The sequence below is a fragment of the Aquimarina sp. genome (assembly GCF_977115655.1).
This window is the reverse complement of sequence record NZ_CDSBKO010000004.1, coordinates 52,531-72,002: the sequence shown is the minus strand read 5'-3', so window position 1 is coordinate 72,002 and position 19,472 is coordinate 52,531. Positions and strand designations below refer to the sequence as shown.

14 protein-coding genes are annotated in these 19,472 nt (G+C 33.2%); 1 reads left to right on the top strand and 13 read right to left on the bottom strand.

Annotated features, from left to right (window positions below):
- Nucleotides 1-2,360 precede the first annotated feature (2,360 nt).
- Together ACZIYX_RS02945 and ACZIYX_RS02940 are read right to left on the bottom strand one after the other, a co-directional pair.
- Nucleotides 2,361-3,239: a dihydrodipicolinate synthase family protein gene (locus ACZIYX_RS02945; RefSeq protein ID WP_462680703.1), complete on the bottom strand. Its 879-nt coding sequence runs from the start codon at nucleotides 3,237-3,239 to the stop codon at nucleotides 2,361-2,363.
- A gap of 34 nt (nucleotides 3,240-3,273) precedes the next feature.
- A complete protein-coding gene (locus ACZIYX_RS02940; RefSeq protein ID WP_462680702.1) occupies nucleotides 3,274-3,735 on the bottom strand; it encodes a cupin domain-containing protein in 462 nt (153 codons plus the stop codon).
- Between the two features lie 159 nt (nucleotides 3,736-3,894).
- Here ACZIYX_RS02940 and pdxR point away from each other — a divergent pair, with 159 nt between their 5' ends.
- Complete coding sequence (pdxR, locus tag ACZIYX_RS02935; protein ID WP_462680701.1) at nucleotides 3,895-5,247, top strand: MocR-like pyridoxine biosynthesis transcription factor PdxR; 1,353 nt, start codon at nucleotides 3,895-3,897, stop codon at nucleotides 5,245-5,247.
- Between the two features lie 391 nt (nucleotides 5,248-5,638).
- On the opposite strand, the gene ACZIYX_RS02930 is transcribed toward pdxR, so the two are convergent.
- The 11 genes from ACZIYX_RS02930 to ACZIYX_RS02880 are packed head-to-tail and all read right to left on the bottom strand — an operon-like array spanning nucleotide 5,639 to nucleotide 19,461.
- The gene (locus ACZIYX_RS02930) at nucleotides 5,639-6,106 is read right to left on the bottom strand and encodes a hypothetical protein (protein WP_462680700.1); all 468 of its coding nucleotides are present in this window, start codon (nucleotides 6,104-6,106) and stop codon (nucleotides 5,639-5,641) included.
- Nucleotides 6,107-6,142: 36 nt separating this feature from the next.
- Nucleotides 6,143-7,228, bottom strand: coding sequence for a CaiB/BaiF CoA transferase family protein (locus tag ACZIYX_RS02925; protein ID WP_462680699.1), 1,086 nt, complete (start codon nucleotides 7,226-7,228; stop codon nucleotides 6,143-6,145).
- Complete coding sequence (locus ACZIYX_RS02920) at nucleotides 7,221-8,882, bottom strand: amidohydrolase (protein ID WP_462680698.1); 1,662 nt, start codon at nucleotides 8,880-8,882, stop codon at nucleotides 7,221-7,223. Before ACZIYX_RS02920 ends, ACZIYX_RS02925 begins: the two co-directional genes overlap by 8 nt.
- 55 nt (nucleotides 8,883-8,937) lie before the next feature.
- Nucleotides 8,938-10,269: an aspartate aminotransferase family protein gene (locus ACZIYX_RS02915; RefSeq protein WP_462680697.1), complete on the bottom strand. Its 1,332-nt coding sequence runs from the start codon at nucleotides 10,267-10,269 to the stop codon at nucleotides 8,938-8,940.
- A gap of 17 nt (nucleotides 10,270-10,286) precedes the next feature.
- Nucleotides 10,287-10,922, bottom strand: coding sequence for a GNAT family N-acetyltransferase (locus tag ACZIYX_RS02910; RefSeq protein ID WP_462680696.1), 636 nt, complete (start codon nucleotides 10,920-10,922; stop codon nucleotides 10,287-10,289).
- Between the two features lie 10 nt (nucleotides 10,923-10,932).
- Nucleotides 10,933-12,306, bottom strand: a complete 1,374-nt coding sequence (locus ACZIYX_RS02905; protein ID WP_462680695.1) for a Na+/H+ antiporter NhaC family protein — start codon at nucleotides 12,304-12,306, stop codon at nucleotides 10,933-10,935.
- On the bottom strand, nucleotides 12,303-13,730 hold the full coding sequence (locus tag ACZIYX_RS02900; protein WP_462680694.1) for an NAD-dependent succinate-semialdehyde dehydrogenase: 1,428 nt from the start codon (nucleotides 13,728-13,730) through the stop codon (nucleotides 12,303-12,305). Before ACZIYX_RS02900 ends, ACZIYX_RS02905 begins: the two co-directional genes overlap by 4 nt.
- Nucleotides 13,731-13,734: 4 nt before the next feature.
- Nucleotides 13,735-15,063, bottom strand: coding sequence for an aspartate aminotransferase family protein (locus ACZIYX_RS02895; RefSeq protein ID WP_462680693.1), 1,329 nt, complete (start codon nucleotides 15,061-15,063; stop codon nucleotides 13,735-13,737).
- A gap of 12 nt (nucleotides 15,064-15,075) precedes the next feature.
- Nucleotides 15,076-16,536, bottom strand: a complete 1,461-nt coding sequence (locus tag ACZIYX_RS02890) for an NAD-dependent succinate-semialdehyde dehydrogenase (RefSeq protein ID WP_462680692.1) — start codon at nucleotides 16,534-16,536, stop codon at nucleotides 15,076-15,078.
- A gap of 4 nt (nucleotides 16,537-16,540) precedes the next feature.
- On the bottom strand, nucleotides 16,541-18,067 hold the full coding sequence (locus ACZIYX_RS02885) for a flavin monoamine oxidase family protein (RefSeq protein WP_462680691.1): 1,527 nt from the start codon (nucleotides 18,065-18,067) through the stop codon (nucleotides 16,541-16,543).
- A gap of 14 nt (nucleotides 18,068-18,081) precedes the next feature.
- The gene (locus tag ACZIYX_RS02880) at nucleotides 18,082-19,461 is read right to left on the bottom strand and encodes a RagB/SusD family nutrient uptake outer membrane protein (RefSeq protein WP_462680690.1); all 1,380 of its coding nucleotides are present in this window, start codon (nucleotides 19,459-19,461) and stop codon (nucleotides 18,082-18,084) included.
- Nucleotides 19,462-19,472: the final 11 nt, after the last annotated feature.

Genomic DNA, 19,472 nt, shown 5'->3' with positions numbered 1-19,472 from the left:
TCAGGTGATAACATGTTTATCAGCAAGCCCTAATTAATTTTTCTAATCATTACTTCCCATATAGATAACCCGATTTTGATGCATCTTAAAATCATAATCTTCATACCTTAAAACATAAAAGCATGCACCACTTTGGTTATCGTTCAGAAGATTTTATTATGACATGACCCTCTGATATTCTTTTAAAAGAATTATCAAGATGAGACCTTTGAATAATAGTTTTTGAAAATCAAGTTTCGGCCAATCTTTAATCTTTTTGTTGATTTTATTTTTTTGGGTAGCTATTATTGGTAAAACATGTTTTTTTGAGAGATATAAAACCTTGTTTTGATGACTTTTTAGTCATTTTTTTGCGATTTGACATACTAATCCCAGGAAACGTTTTTAATTTATTGGGAAATGGCTTCCAATACATGTAGGGAATGTACTTTGTTTTTTCCTTTTAGTCTCTTGGTTGTCACGCTGCCAAACCATCGTTTCAAAATACCAAAAGCACGCTCCTCTACCCAACGTGTTTTACTGATGTGATCGCTTCATTATACTTGGTCTGCCAACTTGTGAGTGGTTTATTTCGATAACCTTTGTGCTTAATTCTATTATTATACTTATGCCCTTCAACATCACCATTATTGGCATTAGTCTCGATACCTATCGTTTGATAAGCAGAATCAAATGTGTTACAATCTTGAGCTTTAACTTCAAGTATTAAAAACATTAAGCTAATCAATAATACTTTAAAATACGGCGAAATATCTTTTATATTTATATTTTTAAATATTTGATTATTAAGTCATCGTGAGTTGATTTTTGTAATTACACTTTGTATATGTTTAGTATTTGTAAATGGTTTATAAAATGAGTTCTCTTTTATATTTTGAATTTATAATATACATCTTACCACCACAGTAACAGTCGGATTCAAATTCTGAATAAGTGAGTATAATATGAGAATAAAAGCTCTTATTTACAAAAGAGAGCTGCATAATAATATTTTTGTTTCGGTGGCTTTATAATTCTCAAACCTATATTAGTAAAATCTTCTTCAATAATTTTTCTATGTGCTTCACTTTTCAACTAAGCATTTACTACAGATTGAGCAAAACCATAGCTAGATACTACACTTTCAGAGGCATGACATACGTTCCACCTCTTCTTTTTAAACCCTTACTACAAATAAAAAAAAGTTGTGATTGAGTTGACTACTTTCAATCATCTGTAAAATCTGACCTATAGGATATACCGCTGCATATAATGTATCTTTAACAAGTGGTTTTTCATTTAATACCATTTTAACTTTGAAATAGTGCGTATAGAAATTGAATTTATTTTTTAAGTATTCAAGGCAAAAAGCTTGTGCCAGACTTGATCTGATATCAAGCATAGCTGTAGTTACGGTTATATTTTTTAACGAAGAACAGATGAATAAGAAATAATTTACTAGTGCTATTTCAAAGTTAAAATGTTATAAATCAAGTCCATGATCATTAATATAAAAAAGAATATCATTAACCATCATAGTTCAATCATTCTTTTTTAATAGAGATAAATCAATTGAATCATTTTCATTGGTCGATTTATCAACACTGCATGTTAGTGCTAACAAAGAGATAGAAACTGAACAAATTGTTTTAGATATTGAATAACTAATACACACAGACTAGTTTTTAAGATTAAGAGCCTTAAAAATGATTATACTTTCTAATTCTCAAGTAATTATGTAGAAGGTTCTAGATTATTTTGTGGTATTGAATCAAACTTCTTTATAACCATTAACCTTCTTGTAACAGACAACCTATTTTAAAGTTTCTTTGAATTTTGAAGTGATTACGACCTTGATTAAAAAAATAAAAACATCTTCTATTTTTCGTCAAATTTACTCTCATTTGTTATTAAAATAGACAATTCGGAATTACTAAATTTTGAAACGCTCATTAGAGCCTATAAACTCTAATAAAATAGAATTTACAGATAGTTCCTCTTTCTCCATCTAAACATTTAATTCATTGAAAATTAACTTATTATATATTATTTTTGATAATAATATACAATTAAGTGTACAAATTTGTTAAAATATTTGGGATCAAGACCAAACGTTGTGTTTATGCAAATATTCTGGTTAATCAAAACAAGAAGAGTTTTTCGTTTTTAACTCCTCTGGGATATCTATTTTCTCTTCAAAATATAAATGAAGTATTTTATCTTTGGTAGTGTTAGCCGCCAAATCAAAATGGGCAACCAGTAATTCAGGTAATACAAACTTAAGTAAATCAATATATGGATTCTAATCTGTGTATTCTTTTCACAAAAATCCTATTCTATTTTTAATTTACCTACAACTTTTGGGATCAATCCCAAATTGTTTAAATTTTAGAAAGGATGTTTGCTAATTCTTCTATTTCTAAATGGTTCATAGGTTGGAGAGGGCTTCTTAAATAACCACTATCTTCATTCAAAATGGTTAATCCTGCTTTAATAGATCTGGGCAGCCCTTTGTTCACTATAAACTGTAACAGGCCTAATTGCTTATAGAACTTTTCTTGAGCTTCTCCTAAATTATTATCTTGAATTGCATTGTATAGTTCAATATTTAATTTAGGAATAAGATTTGGAGCTGCGGTACACCAACCTGTTGCTCCTGCTGCAAAAGCTGCTAAAGCAAGCGGGTTAGATCCATTAAAAAAAGCTACTTCTTCACCCAGTTCTTTTCTTAAAAAATGCATTCGTTGTACATCGCCAGAACTTTCCTTAATCATTGTTACGTTTGGTATTTCAAGTAACCTTTTAAGTAGTTTTGGTGACATATCAACTCCTCCGGTTGCAGGATTATTATAAGCCATTATTGGAATTGAAATAGTATTCGCAACTTTATCATAGTGCTGTACAATTTCATCATCTGTGAGTTTCCAATAGCTCATAGGAATAATCATAACAGCTTTTGCTCCTGCTTTTTCTGCAAATTTTGCATGATAGATAGTGCGTTCAGTAGTTAAGTTAGATACCCCAACCAATACAGGAAGCCTACCATCAACTTGCTGTATAGTTGCTTCTGTTATAGATTCTTTTTCCTCATCGGTAAGGTATGGCAAAACACCCGTACTGCCAAGTGGAGCAATTCCGTGTGAGCCATTTTTTACTAATCTTTCTACTAGCTTTTTAAATAGTTTTATATCCACCTTTTCGTTTTTATCAAAAGGAGTGATTGGATAAGCAATAATGCCTTTTAAGGGTACATCTGTCATCTGCATATTTTTAAATAGTTTAAAATTTTCAGTTTTATAAGTCTCTGCCTTCTTCTTCTCTAAGAGCAACCCCTAAGTTTTGAAGTTGTGGGGCGTTTTCACAAGCAAGGTATTTAGCACTATTCTTATTACTAATATTGCCATGTCTATGCCATGCCCAAGATGGAATATAAACAGCATCACCTGCTTTCCATTCTATTTTTTCATCTTCAATCTCTGTCCATCCTTCTCCCTCAAGTACATAAAGTACGGTTTCGTATGTGTGCCTGTGCCTATTGGTAATTTGATCGGGCAACAGACCACCAATAGTCATACTTACATTTTTAGAAGGAAGGTCTACAAAGAAAACAGGGTGTTTTCTTTCTGTTGAAAATTGATCGTGTACACCTGCTTGTTCTACGTTTTTGTGAATAAGTTTAGAAGGTTTCACATACTTTGGACGAGCATAAGTTTCGTGAAAATCTTTTGAACTAAATTGTTTTTCTTTAAGTTCCATAAAATTAAATTTTTATATCTTTTGCAATATTGCTCTGCAAAAGTGTTAAATTTTTGGACTACCTTTATGGTACAGAATTTAAAAAAAACAATAGTCCAGATGATTTGCCCTTGGAAATTGAATATTGAAATTAATACGAGTGATAGTAAACCCGTTTATTTGCAAATTGTAGAAACAATTATTGAAGCTATCAAAACAAAACAATTAAATCAAGGGCTTTCGTTACCAAGTAGCAGAGTATTATCCAACCAGTTAAAAGTGAATCGAAACACAGTTGTTAAAGCTTTAGATCTTTTGGTTGCTGAAGAATGGTTAGTAGCGAAGGAGCGTAAAGGTTATTTTGTTTCAAATCAACTTCTAAAACAATACTCAACAGATTCTAAAGAATCAAGAAAAATAGCCGTAGAGCCAGGGCCATCCAAAATGTTAATGTCTTTTGATGATGGTTTACCTGACACTAAAATTGCTCCTGTAAATGAGTTAGCAAAGGTTTACAGACAAATACTTGGACGAAAGGCTCGATGGCAAACTTTAGGAATTTCTGATCCAAGAGGGAATAATGATTTACGTAAATCAATCGCTCAAATGTTAAACCTCAATCGAGGTCTGCATTTTTCATCTGAACAGGTTTTCATTGCAAGAGGTAGTCAAATGGCGGCTTATCTAATCTCGCATTGTATATTACAGAAAGGGGATTTAGTTGCAGTTGAAAACCCGGGGTACAAACCAATTTGGGAAAGTATCAGAACAGCGGGAGCTAAGATTTTACCAGTTCCTGTAGATGAAGGAGGAATTAAAGTGGACGTATTAGAGCAATTACTAAAATCACATAAAATAAAGGCAATTTATGTAACACCGCATCATCAATTTCCTACAACGGTTTCTCTTAGTTTGCCAAGACGGTTAAAATTAATTGAACTTTCTAATAGATATAATTTTACTATTATAGAGGATGATTACGACCACGAATTTCATTTTGGTATTAGACCCTTACTGCCTGTTGGAAGCCTGCAACATATAAAAAACTATGTATATCTTGGAACGTTCAGTAAAATAGTTGCACCCGCACTACGAATTGGTTTTCTTGCCACAGATATAAGTTTAATTAATAAAGTGGCAGAATTACGTGAAATTATCGATGGTCAAGGTGATGTAATTATGGAGCAAGCAGTTTATCAACTTATTAAAGAGGGGGATATAAAACGGCATATAAAAAGAACGATAGTTATTTATAAAGCTAAAAGAGATTATTTTGAAAAACTTTTAATTAAATATTTAGCCCAAAAAGTAACCTTTGTAAAACCCGAAGGAGGTTTAGCTTTTTGGCTTATACCTAAAGTAGAAATTGACATTTTTGAAATTGCAAATAAATTAGAAATGCAGGGTATAGGGATTATTACACCAGATAAGTTTAGCTTTTCTGCACCCATTAATGGATTTCGTATAGGATATGCTTCACTGTCAGAGGAGCAGCTGAAAGAAGGTGTTATAGCGCTTACAAAGCTATTGTAATGGCCTTTTACATTGTTATTTTAGTTTCAAATTTAATATAGAATTAGTTAAGTTTTTGGTGAAATAAATTTCAAGATAAGAAGAGTTTTAACAATAAACAGAAGTTTGATAATAATGATTTATCCTTACTATAATAAGAGCTAACTTCCTTTTTAAAATGAAAGAGGGGTGTCTAAAAAATAATTTTTGACAAAATTTAGTTGAAATATTAATACTAATTTCTAAAAAACTCTGTGCTTCTTTCTATTAAACCTTTTTTTAGAGCTTTTTTTTAAAAAAATTCACAATAAAAAGAAAGAGATTTTAGCTTTTCAGGCACCCTCTTCATTTTGTTAAATCAAATAAGCAAAACTAAAAACAAAATAAATTATTTTCATGAAAGTTAAATGAGCTATATTTTATTTTTAAACTTATTAATTGCTCTTATACAGGCATTCCTCCTTAATATACAATCAAGATTACCTTTTGGCTGATTTTTTTCAGATTTTTCATAAAATTCAATAGCCTTTGAATAGTATTCGTAAGCAATATATTCAGACCTGGGGGTATCCCTTTTTAAAGAAGCTTTTCCTGAACATTCTTCGACTAAAGCTTTATAAAACCACTTTTCATATTTACTTTGCATTGATTTACACAATTTTTTGGCTTCAATAATTGATGTCATGCAAACATGAGCATCAAACTGATCTGTAATTGATAGAAGAAGAATGACTAGTGTTTCTTGATGATTTGGTTCTATTCTTAAAATATCTCTACAAATACTTTCTGCTTGCCAAGGCTCATTTAATAAGCGATAATGCTTTGCTTTAGCAATTGCTTCTGGAATAGATTCTTTTGGAATATGTTTAAATTGCAACATAATAATTAGTTTTATACCTTAATTATATCTGAGGCACTATGACCTTGTTATTTTAAAAACTGCTGTTTTCACCCTTTTAGTTTCAATAAAATCTATTTGTTCTTCTAATATCAAAGCTTTAGCCGCAGGATTTTCAAAAACCTCATCTATAGTATATATTGCTCCAGCAGGGATACCGTTTTCAATAAACTGACTCATAAACTCCGCTCTTGTCTTTAATAAAAACATTGGTTTTAAATCTTTGAAAAGGTTTTTTCTGTTGGCTACTCTGTAACTATTATTTTGATACTTGGTTTCTTTTAATAAGATTTCGGCATCTAGTAATTTTAATAAAAGGCTGAAATGTTTGTCATTCCCAATGGCAAGTACAATATATTTTTCATCTTTGGTTAAAAAGACTTCACCGTAAGGCGCAATATTTGGATGTAAAGACCCTATAGGTTGCGCTATATGTCCATTCATTAACCAATTTGATGCTTGATTTTTTAAGGATGATACAGCACTATCATAAAGCGAAACTTCAACAAATGCGCCTTTGCTATGTTTCTCTTTTTCAAGTAATGCGATTAACAGTCCTTCTTTTAATTGATGCGCTGCCAAAACGTCTATCAAGGCTACAGGCATTTTTATGGGCCCACTGTCTAAAGTCCCATTCATAGACATGAACCCTGTTTCTGCTTGCAAAACAACATCATAAGCTGTTCTATAGCTATCATTTCCATACCCAGTTATACTTCCATAAATAAGGGTTGTATTCGTCTTTTTTAACGTCTTATAGTCTAAACCAAACTTAATGTCATCTCCTTTTTTGAAGTTGGCTATAACGATGTCAGCCGTTGCAATATGATGCAGTACTTCTTTTAATTCTTCAGATTTTGTAAAATCGACAAAGTGATATTCTTTATTATAATTTATAGAAGAAAAATAAGCTGAAACATAAGTGTTCGAATCTTCACTTGGTAATTTCCAACTTCTAGTAACATCGCCATTCGTTTTTTTATTTTCAATTTTAATGACTTTTGCTCCTAATTCAGCAAAAAACATACCTACGTCCGGACCGGCAAGCACACTTGCCAGTTCAACAACTTTAAGATGTGATAATATGTTACTGATGTTAGTCATTTGCTAGCGAAAAATTAGATTCAACATGAACCTTTTTAGCATCAACCCAAACTTGTTTCACCTTTGTATTTAATACTTCTGAAGCTTTTATTTCCAGAGGATTATTAGACAATACAACAAGATCGGCTTTTTGTCCAATGGCAATACTTCCGTAAAAGGTTTCCATATCACTTGCTTTTGCACTGCCTTGAGTATAACAATATATGGCTTTGGCTACTGTTATTCTTTCTTTTGGCGAAAGTATTATTCCTGCATTGTTCTTTCTTTCTACAGCATCTATGATACAACTTAAAGGACTTGTGTTTTTAACCACCGGGGCATCTGTAGAAAAGGACAAATTGATACCAGCATCAAGAATAGATTGATATGGATAACAATTTTCTATTTGCTCATCATCTAGATAATTTATAAAATTCTCTCCCAATTCTTTCAGGAAAACAGGTTGAGATACAATATGTATCCCTATTTTTTTAACTCTTTCTAAATGCTCTTTAGTCACAATACCAAAGTGTTCAATACGGTGCCCTATTCTAAATTTTGGGTCGTATATTTTTTCATATACATCCAATACTAAATCTATGGCTCTGTCTCCAATAGCATGGGTTGCGATTTGAAAACCAGCATCCTGAGCTTCTTTTGCTAATTTATAAAAGGTTTCAAAATCTAAACGCAGAATACCCGATGTTAAATCGTTTTTATATGTTTTATGCAGTGCCGCCGTTTTTCCACTCAAGCCTCCATCTGAAAAAAACTTTACAGTATCTACCCTTAAAAACTCTGATATATATTTTTGAGGCATTGGATAAGGTTTGTCTCCTCCATCTGGCAACAATATAGGAATAGCACAAACCCTTATGGGAAGCTTCTTTTTTCTATCTAAATCGAGATAGACTTCTAATAGTTCTGGGTGTACTGCAGGGTCTGTAGCACAGGTAATGCCTTGTTTTAATAATTCGTTACAGGCATCCAAAATCATTTCTTCATAATCTTGCGAACTAATTTTTGGGAAGTGTTTCGTTACAAGCCCCATAGCTGTTTCATATAATATTCCTGTTGGATTTCCATTAGTATCTTTATCTATAATACCTCCATAAACATTATTGGTCGTATTGGTAATTGCACAAGTATCTATTGCTGTTGTATTTACTACAGCAATATGGGCACAGGTACGTTGTAAAAACACAGGTCTATCTGAAATTATGCTATCTAAATCACTGGCTTTTGGTAGTTGTTTGTCTTCAAAAAGAGCTTCATTAAATCCTCTAGCCTTTATCCAAGGTAAAGAAGGGTTTTTTGCTGCAAACATTTTTAGTTTTAACAGGAGTTCTTTCTTGCTTTTAACTCCTCTAACATCTAAATTTTTATTTAATAAATCGCCAACTTTCCAGATATGGATGTGTGCATCAAAAAACCCAGGAATTACTGTTTGATCTTCTAAATTAATGCATTCAGTAGTTTTATCTATATACTTTTTAAGTTCATCATAAGTTCCTATATCTATAATATTTCCTTTAGAAACAGCAATAGCATTTACCTTTTTTAAAGATTTTTCATATCTAATTGCAGTGCCATTATAAAGGCATTTACCAATTTTTTCATTGCATAATTTATCTGGTGTTAAAAAAATTCCGTTATAAAATAAAATATCTGCCATCACTCAAAAAGAATTTAAAAAAATTTGATCTTTAGTCTTTTCTTAAAAAATTAATCTAGCTATTGCTTTTTATAGCCTCTTCTAAAACCGTTAACCCTTCATCTAATTGTTCGTTGGTAATAGTTAAAGGAGGTAACAAACGAATACAGTTTGAATATAAACCAGCTCTAATTAGAATAATTCCATTAACTGTAGCATCTTTAATAATTTTTATAGTAGTATCCGGATCTGGTTCTTTCGTCTTTCTATTTTTTACAAACTCTATTAAACGCATAGCGCCAACACCTCTTACATCTCCAACAATATCAAATTGTAGTTTCCAATACTCTAGTCTTTTCCGAATAATTTCTCCAATCTCTTCAGAGCGTTTCATAAAAGGTTCGCTGCTTATCGTTTTTACAGCTTCAATTGCTGCGGCACATGCTACAGGGCTACCACTATAAGTTCCACCCATGGCTCCTAAATGCGGGGTGTCCATAATTTCAGCTTTTCCTGTAACAGCTCCTATTGGCATGCCTGCGCCCAATGATTTTGCCATAGTGATAATATCTGGTACTACAGAAGTATGATCTAATGCAAATAATTTTCCGGTTCTACCAAAACCTGATTGAATTTCATCAGCAATCATAACGATGCCATGTTGATTACAAAGAGATCTTATTTTTTCTAAAAAAGGTGCTGGAATTGGGACAAAACCACCTTCACCTTGTATAGGTTCTATTAAAATAGCCGCTACAGCTGAAGGGTCAACTTGAGCAATGAACGCATTGTCTAGTTGTTTAATGCAAAAATCCAAATATTGTTCGTCTGTCATGCCATCTGGTGTTCTATACATGTTGGGTATTGGAAGTCTGTAAACATCAGAAACAAACGAACCATACCCTTTTTTAAACAGACTGTATTTACTTGTAAGGGTCATTGTTAAGAGCGTACGACCATGATAAGCGCCTTCAAAAACTATTACAGCGGGTCTTTTTGTATAATATTTAGCTATATTAACTGCATATTCTACGGATTCTGCTCCGGAACTGGTTAAAAGTGTTTTCTTTTGATGCTTGCCAGGAGTGAGTTCATTTAGCATTTCGCATAACTCAACAGCAGGGGTAATGGTAGTTACCAACGCACAGGTATGTATATACTTTTCGGCTTGTTTTTTTATGGCATTTACCACATTATCTGTCGTATGTCCCACATTAATCATCCCTATCCCGCCTGCAAAGTCTAGATAGCAATTACCATCAACATCCCAAACCAATGCATCTTTAGCTCTGTCAACTACTATTTCAGTTGATTTATATAATCCTGAAGGCATTGAGGCTTCTCTTCTTTCTAAATATTTTTTTGCTTTTGGTCCTGGAACCTCTCCGCTTAAATGTATACTTTTCATTTGTTTATATTATTATTTTATATTTTCTTTTTTGAGTCTATTACCATTAGTACTCCTGCGTTGCCGCAAGTAGGGTCTTTTAGATAGTTTTTGATTAGTTTAATCATTTCAAAACCAAATTTTCGTTGAACAGAAACTGTCGGGTCTAAAATCTCTTCTTTTTTTACTTTTTCATAGTAATCATCTATAGTTAAACTATCTTTATATAAATGATATCCGTTTAGCATTCCAACCGTAATTTGTCCTTTTAAATTAAGATTTCGCACTAATTCTTGACGTACTCTATAAATGGCTCTTGCTAATCCATTGCCTCTATAATCTGAATCTATACCAACATCTAATCCATATAAATAATCCCCATTTGGGTCGTGATTTTCTAAATTTCCAGTTCCAAAAAAATCTAAAAATGTATGATCTTCATCACTATAATGATATAGCATTGTAGAAGTCATTCCAATCACTTTGTCTCCTTCTAAAATAACAAATTGACCCTCAGGGAATTTTTTTATATGGTTGTGGTACATATCTTCCTTAAAGAGTTCTTCTTTAGATAAATTTGGGAACACTTTTTTCTGAAGCATTTCTAAGCCTTTTGCATGCTGCTCTTGAGTATTTTGTATAACATACCCAGATGTAAGTATTTTACGGTACATATAATCTATTTTATAGAATGAAACCAAAAATTAAAAAACAAATAATGGCCAATATACTAGCTATAATGGCATATGGTAATTGAGTAAGTGCATGCTGAATGTTATCACACTCAGTTCCAGTTGCTGTTAAAATAGTCGCATCTGAATAAAAACAAGCATGTGCTCCTAAAATTCCAGAACTTACTACAGCTCCAAGTACCAAATAAATATTAGCCCCCATTACTTGTGCCAAAGGAACCACTAAGGGTATTGCAATTGCATATATGCCCCAAGAAGAACCTGTTGCAAAAGCTATTAATCCTAAAGAAACAAATACGATAGTTGCTAAATATTCTTTTGAGACGGAATTGCTTAAACTTTCAATAACGTATTGTGTCATCCCCATTTCATCTCCAACATTTTTAAGCACATAAGACATCACTAGTATAACTAAAGGAAAAATCATACTTTTCATACCTTCTACCACCCCATCAAAAAGTTTATCATAAGGAAGTACTTTTTTATATAAATAATATACAACTGTAAAAATAACAGCAATGGTAACTCCTTTTAAGGCATCTATGTTAGTTGCAATGGTTGCTGCTATGAGTACAAAAAGAGGAATAAAAAAATAGGTTGGTTTCGCTTTTTTAATATCCGCATCAATAGTCGCAGATTGAGATAATGACCCTGAACCCAGAGGAGCTAAAACTCCGGTTTCTTTAGCTCTTTTCTCTGCCAATTTCATTTTTCCTAAATCGGGAATCCAGCCCATGATTACAGCTAATACAATAAATACTGCAAACCACGAATAAAAATTGTACGGAATTGTCTGTACAAATCCCCAAAATCCTTGTCCTTTTTCTACTACCTGTTCGTCTTCAATGAGCTTTCCTATATAGATAGACCAAGTAGAAATTGGTATTAAAACACATACAGGAGCAGATGTAGAATTAACGATATAAGCCAATTTTTCACGAGGCACATTAAAACTATCTGTTACCTTTCTCATAGTAGAACCTACAACAAGAGCATTTAAAAAATCATCTACAAAAATGATGATTCCCATAAGCCAAGTAATTAATAAAGCTGATTTTCTATTCTTAATATATCGAAGCATGTAATTGCCAAAGGCATGAGCGCCACCAGATTGAATCATAAGATGAATGATAGCCCCATATAAGCAACATACCAGAATAACCCATACTAAACTTTCATCTTGTATGGTTCTTACCAAAGAATTTAATGTATTTCCAAAAAAGTTTTTGTAATCCATCATTAAATAGCCAACAACTGAGCCTATCATTAAAGGTTCGATAGAGCGTTTGGATATGATTGCTGTAACCACCACTACTAGTGGAGGTAGTAGAGACCAAATTCCAAAATCATGTATCACTTCATTCATAGGCTTCCTATTGATATTAATTTTTTCTCCATGTATTCATAAATTCCGTCAGGTCCCAATTCACTACCACTACCGCTTTGTTTCCACCCCCCAAAAGGGGCTTCTGTACCGTGTGGTGTCCATTCATTTACGGCTACCATTCCAAATTCAAGTGCTTCTGTTATTTGTGTTATTCTTTGAATATGATTTGTAAATAGATATGCAGCAAGCCCATACTCTGTAGCATTTGCTAACTCTATTACCTCTTCAACCGTGTTAAAAGATATCATTGGTACAACAGGCCCAAAAATTTCTTGGGTAAACGTTGCGTGTTTGTCTGTCACATGCTTTAAGATAGTCGGTGGATAAAAATATCCTTTCCCAGAAGTTTTTTCCCCTCCCATAACAATTTCTACTCCGTTCTGTACATCTTTATCAACCAAATCTGCAATATAGTTTTGCTGCTTTTTATTTATTAAAGGTCCTATATTGGTTGTTTTTTCAAGCCCATTACCCACTTGAAGCTTTGCTGTTTGATTAGTAAAAGCAGTAATAAACCTATCATAAATAGTGTTTTGTATTAGAAACCGTTGAGGAGAAACGCAAACCTGTCCGCAATTTCTAAATTTTGCTTTAGCTGCATCAATTGCTATTTTTTCTACATCTACATCATCAAAAACAATGAGTGGTGCGTTACCTCCTAATTCTAAGGATAATTTTGTGTTGGTTATAGAAGCCTTATCCATAAGTAGTTTTCCTACTCTTGTACTACCAACAAAATGTATTTTTTTGATGCGTTTATCTTGCAACATGGTATCACCAATAGATGAAGCGTCGCCATTTACTAGATTTACTACGCCTTTTGAAATACCAGCTTTTTCAATAAGCCGGGTAAGTAATACCGCAGATATTGGTGTAAATTCTGAAGGTTTTGCTACAATAGTGCATCCTGCAGCCAAAGCGGCAGCCCAAGGTCTTGCCAAATTCCATACAGGGAAGTTCCATGCCGTGATCATACCAACAACACCCATAGGTTGCCAGATTACAGACATGCGTTTGTCGTTCTTAGAAGCTGGTAATACCATCCCATAAGTACGTTTTGCTTCTTCTGCAAACCATTCAAATATATCTGCCGAAACCAACCATTCTCCATTAGCTTCTACAAAAGGTTTCCCACTTTCCTGAGTTGTAATAGAGGCAAAATCAGCAGCATATTCACGCATTAATTGTGCAATTGCTTTAAGATATTTTGCGCGTTCAAATGCATTGGTCTGCTTCCATTTAGACAAGGCATTAGTAGCAGCTTCAATAGCTTCATTTGCATCCTTTGCTTTACCATAGGCGGTATTGAAAACAATTTCTTCAGTAGCAGGATTTATAACATCATGAGTATCCCCATCGTGTGCATTTTTCCAAACACCATTTATATACAATTGATATGACATGTTTTTAGTTTTTTGAAAGTTCATCAATGGTTTGTTCTAAGATATCTAAGCCTTTAATCAAGTCACTTTCGTCAATTACCAACGGGCTTAATATACGTATACAGTTTCCGTAACTACCTGCGCTTATTAGGATAAGACCTTTTTCTTCGCATCTATTTACAATTTTATTTACAATATTTGCATTGGGTTTCCAAGGTTCTTTATCATCAACAAATTCCATAGCAAGCATTGCACCTAAACCACGTATGTTTCCAATTACAGGAAATTTTTCTTTCATTTTCTCAAACCTATTGCGCACTATGGTTCCTACTTTATTCCCTAATTCATTAATATCAACTTCTTCCATATATGAAATGGTTGCCAGAGCTGCTGCAACACAAACCGGATTTCCCGGATAAGTACCACCTATGGTTCCTGGTTGCGCCGCATCCATGATTTCTGCTCGTCCAATAACACATCCAATAGGCATCCCTGAACCCATAGATTTTGCCCATGTAGAAATATCTGGTACAATATCATAATGCTGATAAGCTCCCCATTTACCTGTGCGACCAAAACCACTTTGCACTTCGTCAATAATGATGAGTATTCCATGTTCGTGACAGAGTTCCTTTAAGGCTTGTAAGTACCTTTTTGGCATAACTGTAAAGCCTCCTTCTCCTTGTACCAACTCAAAAATAACTGCTGCTATTTGTGATGGTTGTACAAATTGATAAAAAAAATCATGTAATTTCTGAATTTGAAGGTCTATATATTCATCTTCTGTCAACCCTTTACCATATCTAAAATAGTAGGGATATTCTAATCGATAGATTTCTTGTGCATAAGGACCACAATCCGTTTTATTTTTTGACTTTGCCGTTAGCGACATCGCCATCATTGTACGTCCATGAAACGCTCCTGTGAAGCAAATAATTCCAGAACGTTTTGTAGCCATGCGAGCAATTTTGACAGCATTTTCTACAGATTCTGCTCCAGAATTGGTAAGCATTACTTTAGTTTGCTCACCATGTGGTAAAATTGCTACTAATTTCTCTGCCAAATCCATGTAGGATTCATACATGGAAACATTAAAACAGCCGTGAATAAATTGAGCTGCTTGCTCTTGAATGGCTTTTACCACAGAATCCGGGCAATGTCCTGCATTAAGAACGCCAATACCGCCAGCAAAATCGATTAATTCTCTACCGTTTACATCCCATATTTTTGCCTTTTTAGCTTTTACCGCAGTTGAAGGATTAAAAATACCTAAAGCGTTAGGAATTAATTGTTTTCTTCTTTCTAATAAGGATGCTGTTTTATCAATATAATTTGTTGTTTGTGTCATTTTCATATAATCTAAATGTTATTCAATACCACCTATACACATGTACTTAATTTCTAAATAATCATCGATTCCGTATTTGGAACCCTCACGACCTATGCCACTTTCTTTAATACCCCCAAATGGGGCGACTGCTGTAGATATCATTCCTGTATTAATACCTACCATTCCGTATTCTAGCTGTTCTGCCAATTTTATAACGCGGTTTATATCTTGCCCATAGAAATAAGAAGCTAAACCAAATGGTGTGTCATTTGCCATTTTAACAACTTCTTCATCTGTTTTAAATCTAAATAAAGTGGCAACAGGCCCAAATATTTCTTCATTGGCAATATCCATTCTATAATCTACATCTCCCAAAATCATTGTTTTACAGAAATTTTCATTCTCTAAACCTTCATCACTTTGCCAAATCATTTTAGCACCTTTTTGAAGTGCATTGTCTACCAAACGTGTTACTTTTTGAGTTGCTTTGTTATTAATAAGCGGACCTATAATGGTACTATCATCCATACCATTCCCTATTTTAAGGTGCTTTACTTTTTCAGAAAACTTAATTGCAAATTGCTCATAAATTGCCTCTTGAATATATATTCTGTTGGTACAAACACAGGTTTGACCTGCATTTCTAAATTTTGAAGCAATGGCTCCATCGACGGCATTATCAATATTAGCGTCGTCTAAAACTATAAATGGTGCATTTCCACCCAACTCTAATGATATTTTCTTAACCGTATCAGCACACTGTTTCATCAATAATTTTCCGACAGGAGTTGAACCTGTAAAAGATAATTTCCTAACTAATGAATTTGCGCATAATTCATTGCCAATTTCGACAGGGTTGGATGTTGTTATAATATTAATAACTCCTTTTGGAAATCCTGCAAGCTCAGCTAATTTTGCTAAAGCCAAAGCACTATATGGAGTATCTTCTGCAGGTTTAACAACCACAGTACAGCCTGCAGCCAAGGCTGGAGCTATTTTTCTGGTAATCATAGCCATAGGAAAATTCCAAGGGGTTATTGCAGCAACCACACCAATAGGTTCTTTAGTTACCCAAATACGTTTATCACGTCCGTGACCAGGTATTATATCACCATAAACACGTTTTGCTTCTTCAGCAAACCACTCAATAAAAGATGCTCCATAAACAATTTCACCACGAGCTTCAGAAATTGGTTTACCTTGTTCTAATGTAAGAATGGTCGCTAATTCTTCTTTGTTATCTATGATTAAATCAAACCATGTTTTTAAGATGTTTGAGCGTTCTGAGGCTGTATAAGATTTCCATACTGAAAAGGCATTTTGGGCTGCATTTATAGCAGATTTAGTTTCTGCTTTCCCCATATCAGGAACTGTCCCTATAACAGATTGATCATAGGGGTTAAAAATGGTGTGTGTTGATTGATTTAAAGCATCAACCCACTGCCCATCAATAAATGCTTTTTGTAAAAAAAGCGATATGTTTTTATTCTTTTTCAATCTTTTAAATATTATTTGAATTAATTATTTTTTGTAAGATGTTTTCAACTGCCATATAACCAGTGTGAACTGCTCCATTCATAAATCCTTGATACGCTCTAGAGCAATGTTCGCCTGCAAAAAAAATGTTGCCTTCTGGTTCTGCCTCTACGCCTCCAAAAGAGGTCCATTGCCCTACTTCGTAGGTTGTATAACTTCCATAAGAAAAAGGAAACATACTCCAATTAAACCCAGTCTTTACGCCATTGTGCGCTTTTGAAAAACCTGGAAAAACTTCATCCAGAGTATTCATATAGGTTTCAATATCTTTATTTTTAGCGTTCAAGCCTTTTTTTCCTCCTAATAAAAGGGTGTAACCACCTGCTTCACTATTATAATTTTGACATTGTGAATTGTCCCATCCTGTTTGAAAAACATCGTTCATTACATATCCAGAAAAACCTTGTTCTCGCCAAAGGCGTTTATTCATTCCAATAAATAGTTTCGAACCAGAACCTAATCTAAGTTCGTTAATTGCTTTTCTCTTAACAGGGGAAATTGGAATTTGCAGAGAGACTTCTTTTAGTTTTGTAAACGGAATTGCCATAATAACAAAATCTGCAATAATGGACTCTCCGTTTGAAAAATCTAAAACATATTTTTCATTTTGTAATGAAACCTCTTTTAAATAATATTCCAAATGAATTTGACCCTTTAATAGCTCTGTAAGTTTATCTGTAATAGTTTGTGTTCCTCCTTTTACCTTGAATCTCTCGTCGCTACCATCAAAATGTAAATATGAATCCATAAGAAACGTAAGCATATTTAAGGCGGATTGATTTTCAATATCTACGCTCATCTCACTGGTATATGCAGCATCAAACAAATCATAAAACCAACCTGAAACTCCTAAATTCTTTAAATAATCAGCAATTGACATTTGGTCAAACCTTTTTTCGTCTTCATTTGCAGTGGAAAAATGAATGTTGTCTGAAAGTTTGTTGATATCGTTTAAAATTTGCTCAGAAATAGGTTCGAATGCCTTAATTAAATCTTTTTCTGTACTATTTTTACCATTTATATGTGCAGAACGATTAATCAACTTATTTTCTTCATGATTCATCGTATCATATAATTCTATATCTAAATCTCTACAAAGCGCAAGCATTTCATAATGGCTGCTATCAATAAATTCACCTCCCATATCGGTAGTTAATCCTTGCGCCATAACATTTTTCACAGTAAGTATTCTTCCACTTGTTCGTATAGAGGCTTCATATATTTGTGCATCAATTCCATATTTTTTTAATCTATATGCAGCACTAAGCCCTGCAATACCTCCTCCAATTATTACAATATTTTTGTTCTTTTCTTCATTAATTAAAGAAGAGTAACAAGAAGTTGTTAAGCCAAGTAATGCAGCTGCCTGAGCTGATTTCTTAAAAAAGGTTCTACGCGATAAGCCAATCTCTACGTTTTCTATCTTAGCAATTTCTAAAGATTTTGCAAATGCATTTCCTAACAGACTTAATCCAAAAGTTCTTGTTCTCATAACTAATTAAAAAATTAATATCCCGGATTTTGTTCAATACTTCCCTCAGAAGCTGTTATTTCTCTTAAAGGAATTGGTAGGATAGCCTTATAGGGTTCTATAGCTAAGCGTTCTTCAATTTTACCAGTACGAGCTAAATTAAAATAATAGTGCCCTTCAAAATTAAACTCAGCACGTATTTCATCTAAAATAATGTTAATAAACTCATCATTATTGGTTGGGTTTACAGCAAGCAGGCCACGTTGCATTCTAAAGTTGTTTAAATCTGCGAGTCCATTGGTTAAACCTTTGGCTTCTGCAATTATTAAATGTATTTCTGCAAAACGAAGTATAAATGCTGGATTATCTTTTGTTTTTTCACCTCTGTATTTTTGTGTTCTTCCACTTCCGTCTGAGGTAATACTTTCATCATTATCATCTGTTGAATAATTGAGCATACCAGCTCTTAAATCATCCGGATTATTAGTAAAATAGGCGTTAAGCTCAGAACCAGATAAATATATAGTTTCAGTTCTTAAAGCATCATCTCTGGAATACGTATAAGAATTATAATTACTGTTATTTTGTGAATCGAAAACCAATTCAAAAATGCTTTCTGATGTTTGCCTGTTATTAAAAATAGATGCGTAATCTGCTATAGGTAATAAACCATAAGCACCATCATTAATTACTTCATTTGCATGTGTTATAGCTAATGGATATTTTTTATCATACAGATAAACTCTTGCTAATAAACCATTAATTGTTGCTTTATTTATAAATGCAACATCTCTACTTTCATCATTTATTTTACTTAAAGCAGTATTTAGTTCTGTTTCTATAAACTCATAGTTTTGAGCTACCGATGCTCTGTTTGGAATATCTGTTATAGCCGGAACCGAGTTTATTATTGGTATTCCATATTTGGAAGCATTATCCCAATGTTCACCAAAATACCTTAACAAATCAAAATGTGCCATAGCTCGAATGGTAATGGCTTGAGCTTCTATATGATTTTTTTGAGAAGCGTCGAGATCCGAAATATTTGACAATGCTTCTAGCAGTCTATTTGAATTGGCAATGGTATTATAAATCCCAATCCATATTCCTTCTATTATTGTATTTGAAGGTGTTACATTTTGTTCCCCTATTTCATCTAAATTAGGATCATCAAAACCTCCTGTTGTTGCATTTTTAGACATTCCTTCAGAAAGTAACAAGTATTCGCCTCCATAATAGGCCGTCTGGCGCATCGTACTATAAATACCGATAAGCGCATTATTTGCACTTGATGCATTATTTATGGCATTTGAAGCATCAATATCATTTGGAGAAGTTTCATCCAACACATCACTACAGGATATAAAAAATGTAGTAATGGATATAAATAGTATAATTTTAACTAAGTATTTCATCTGTTTATATT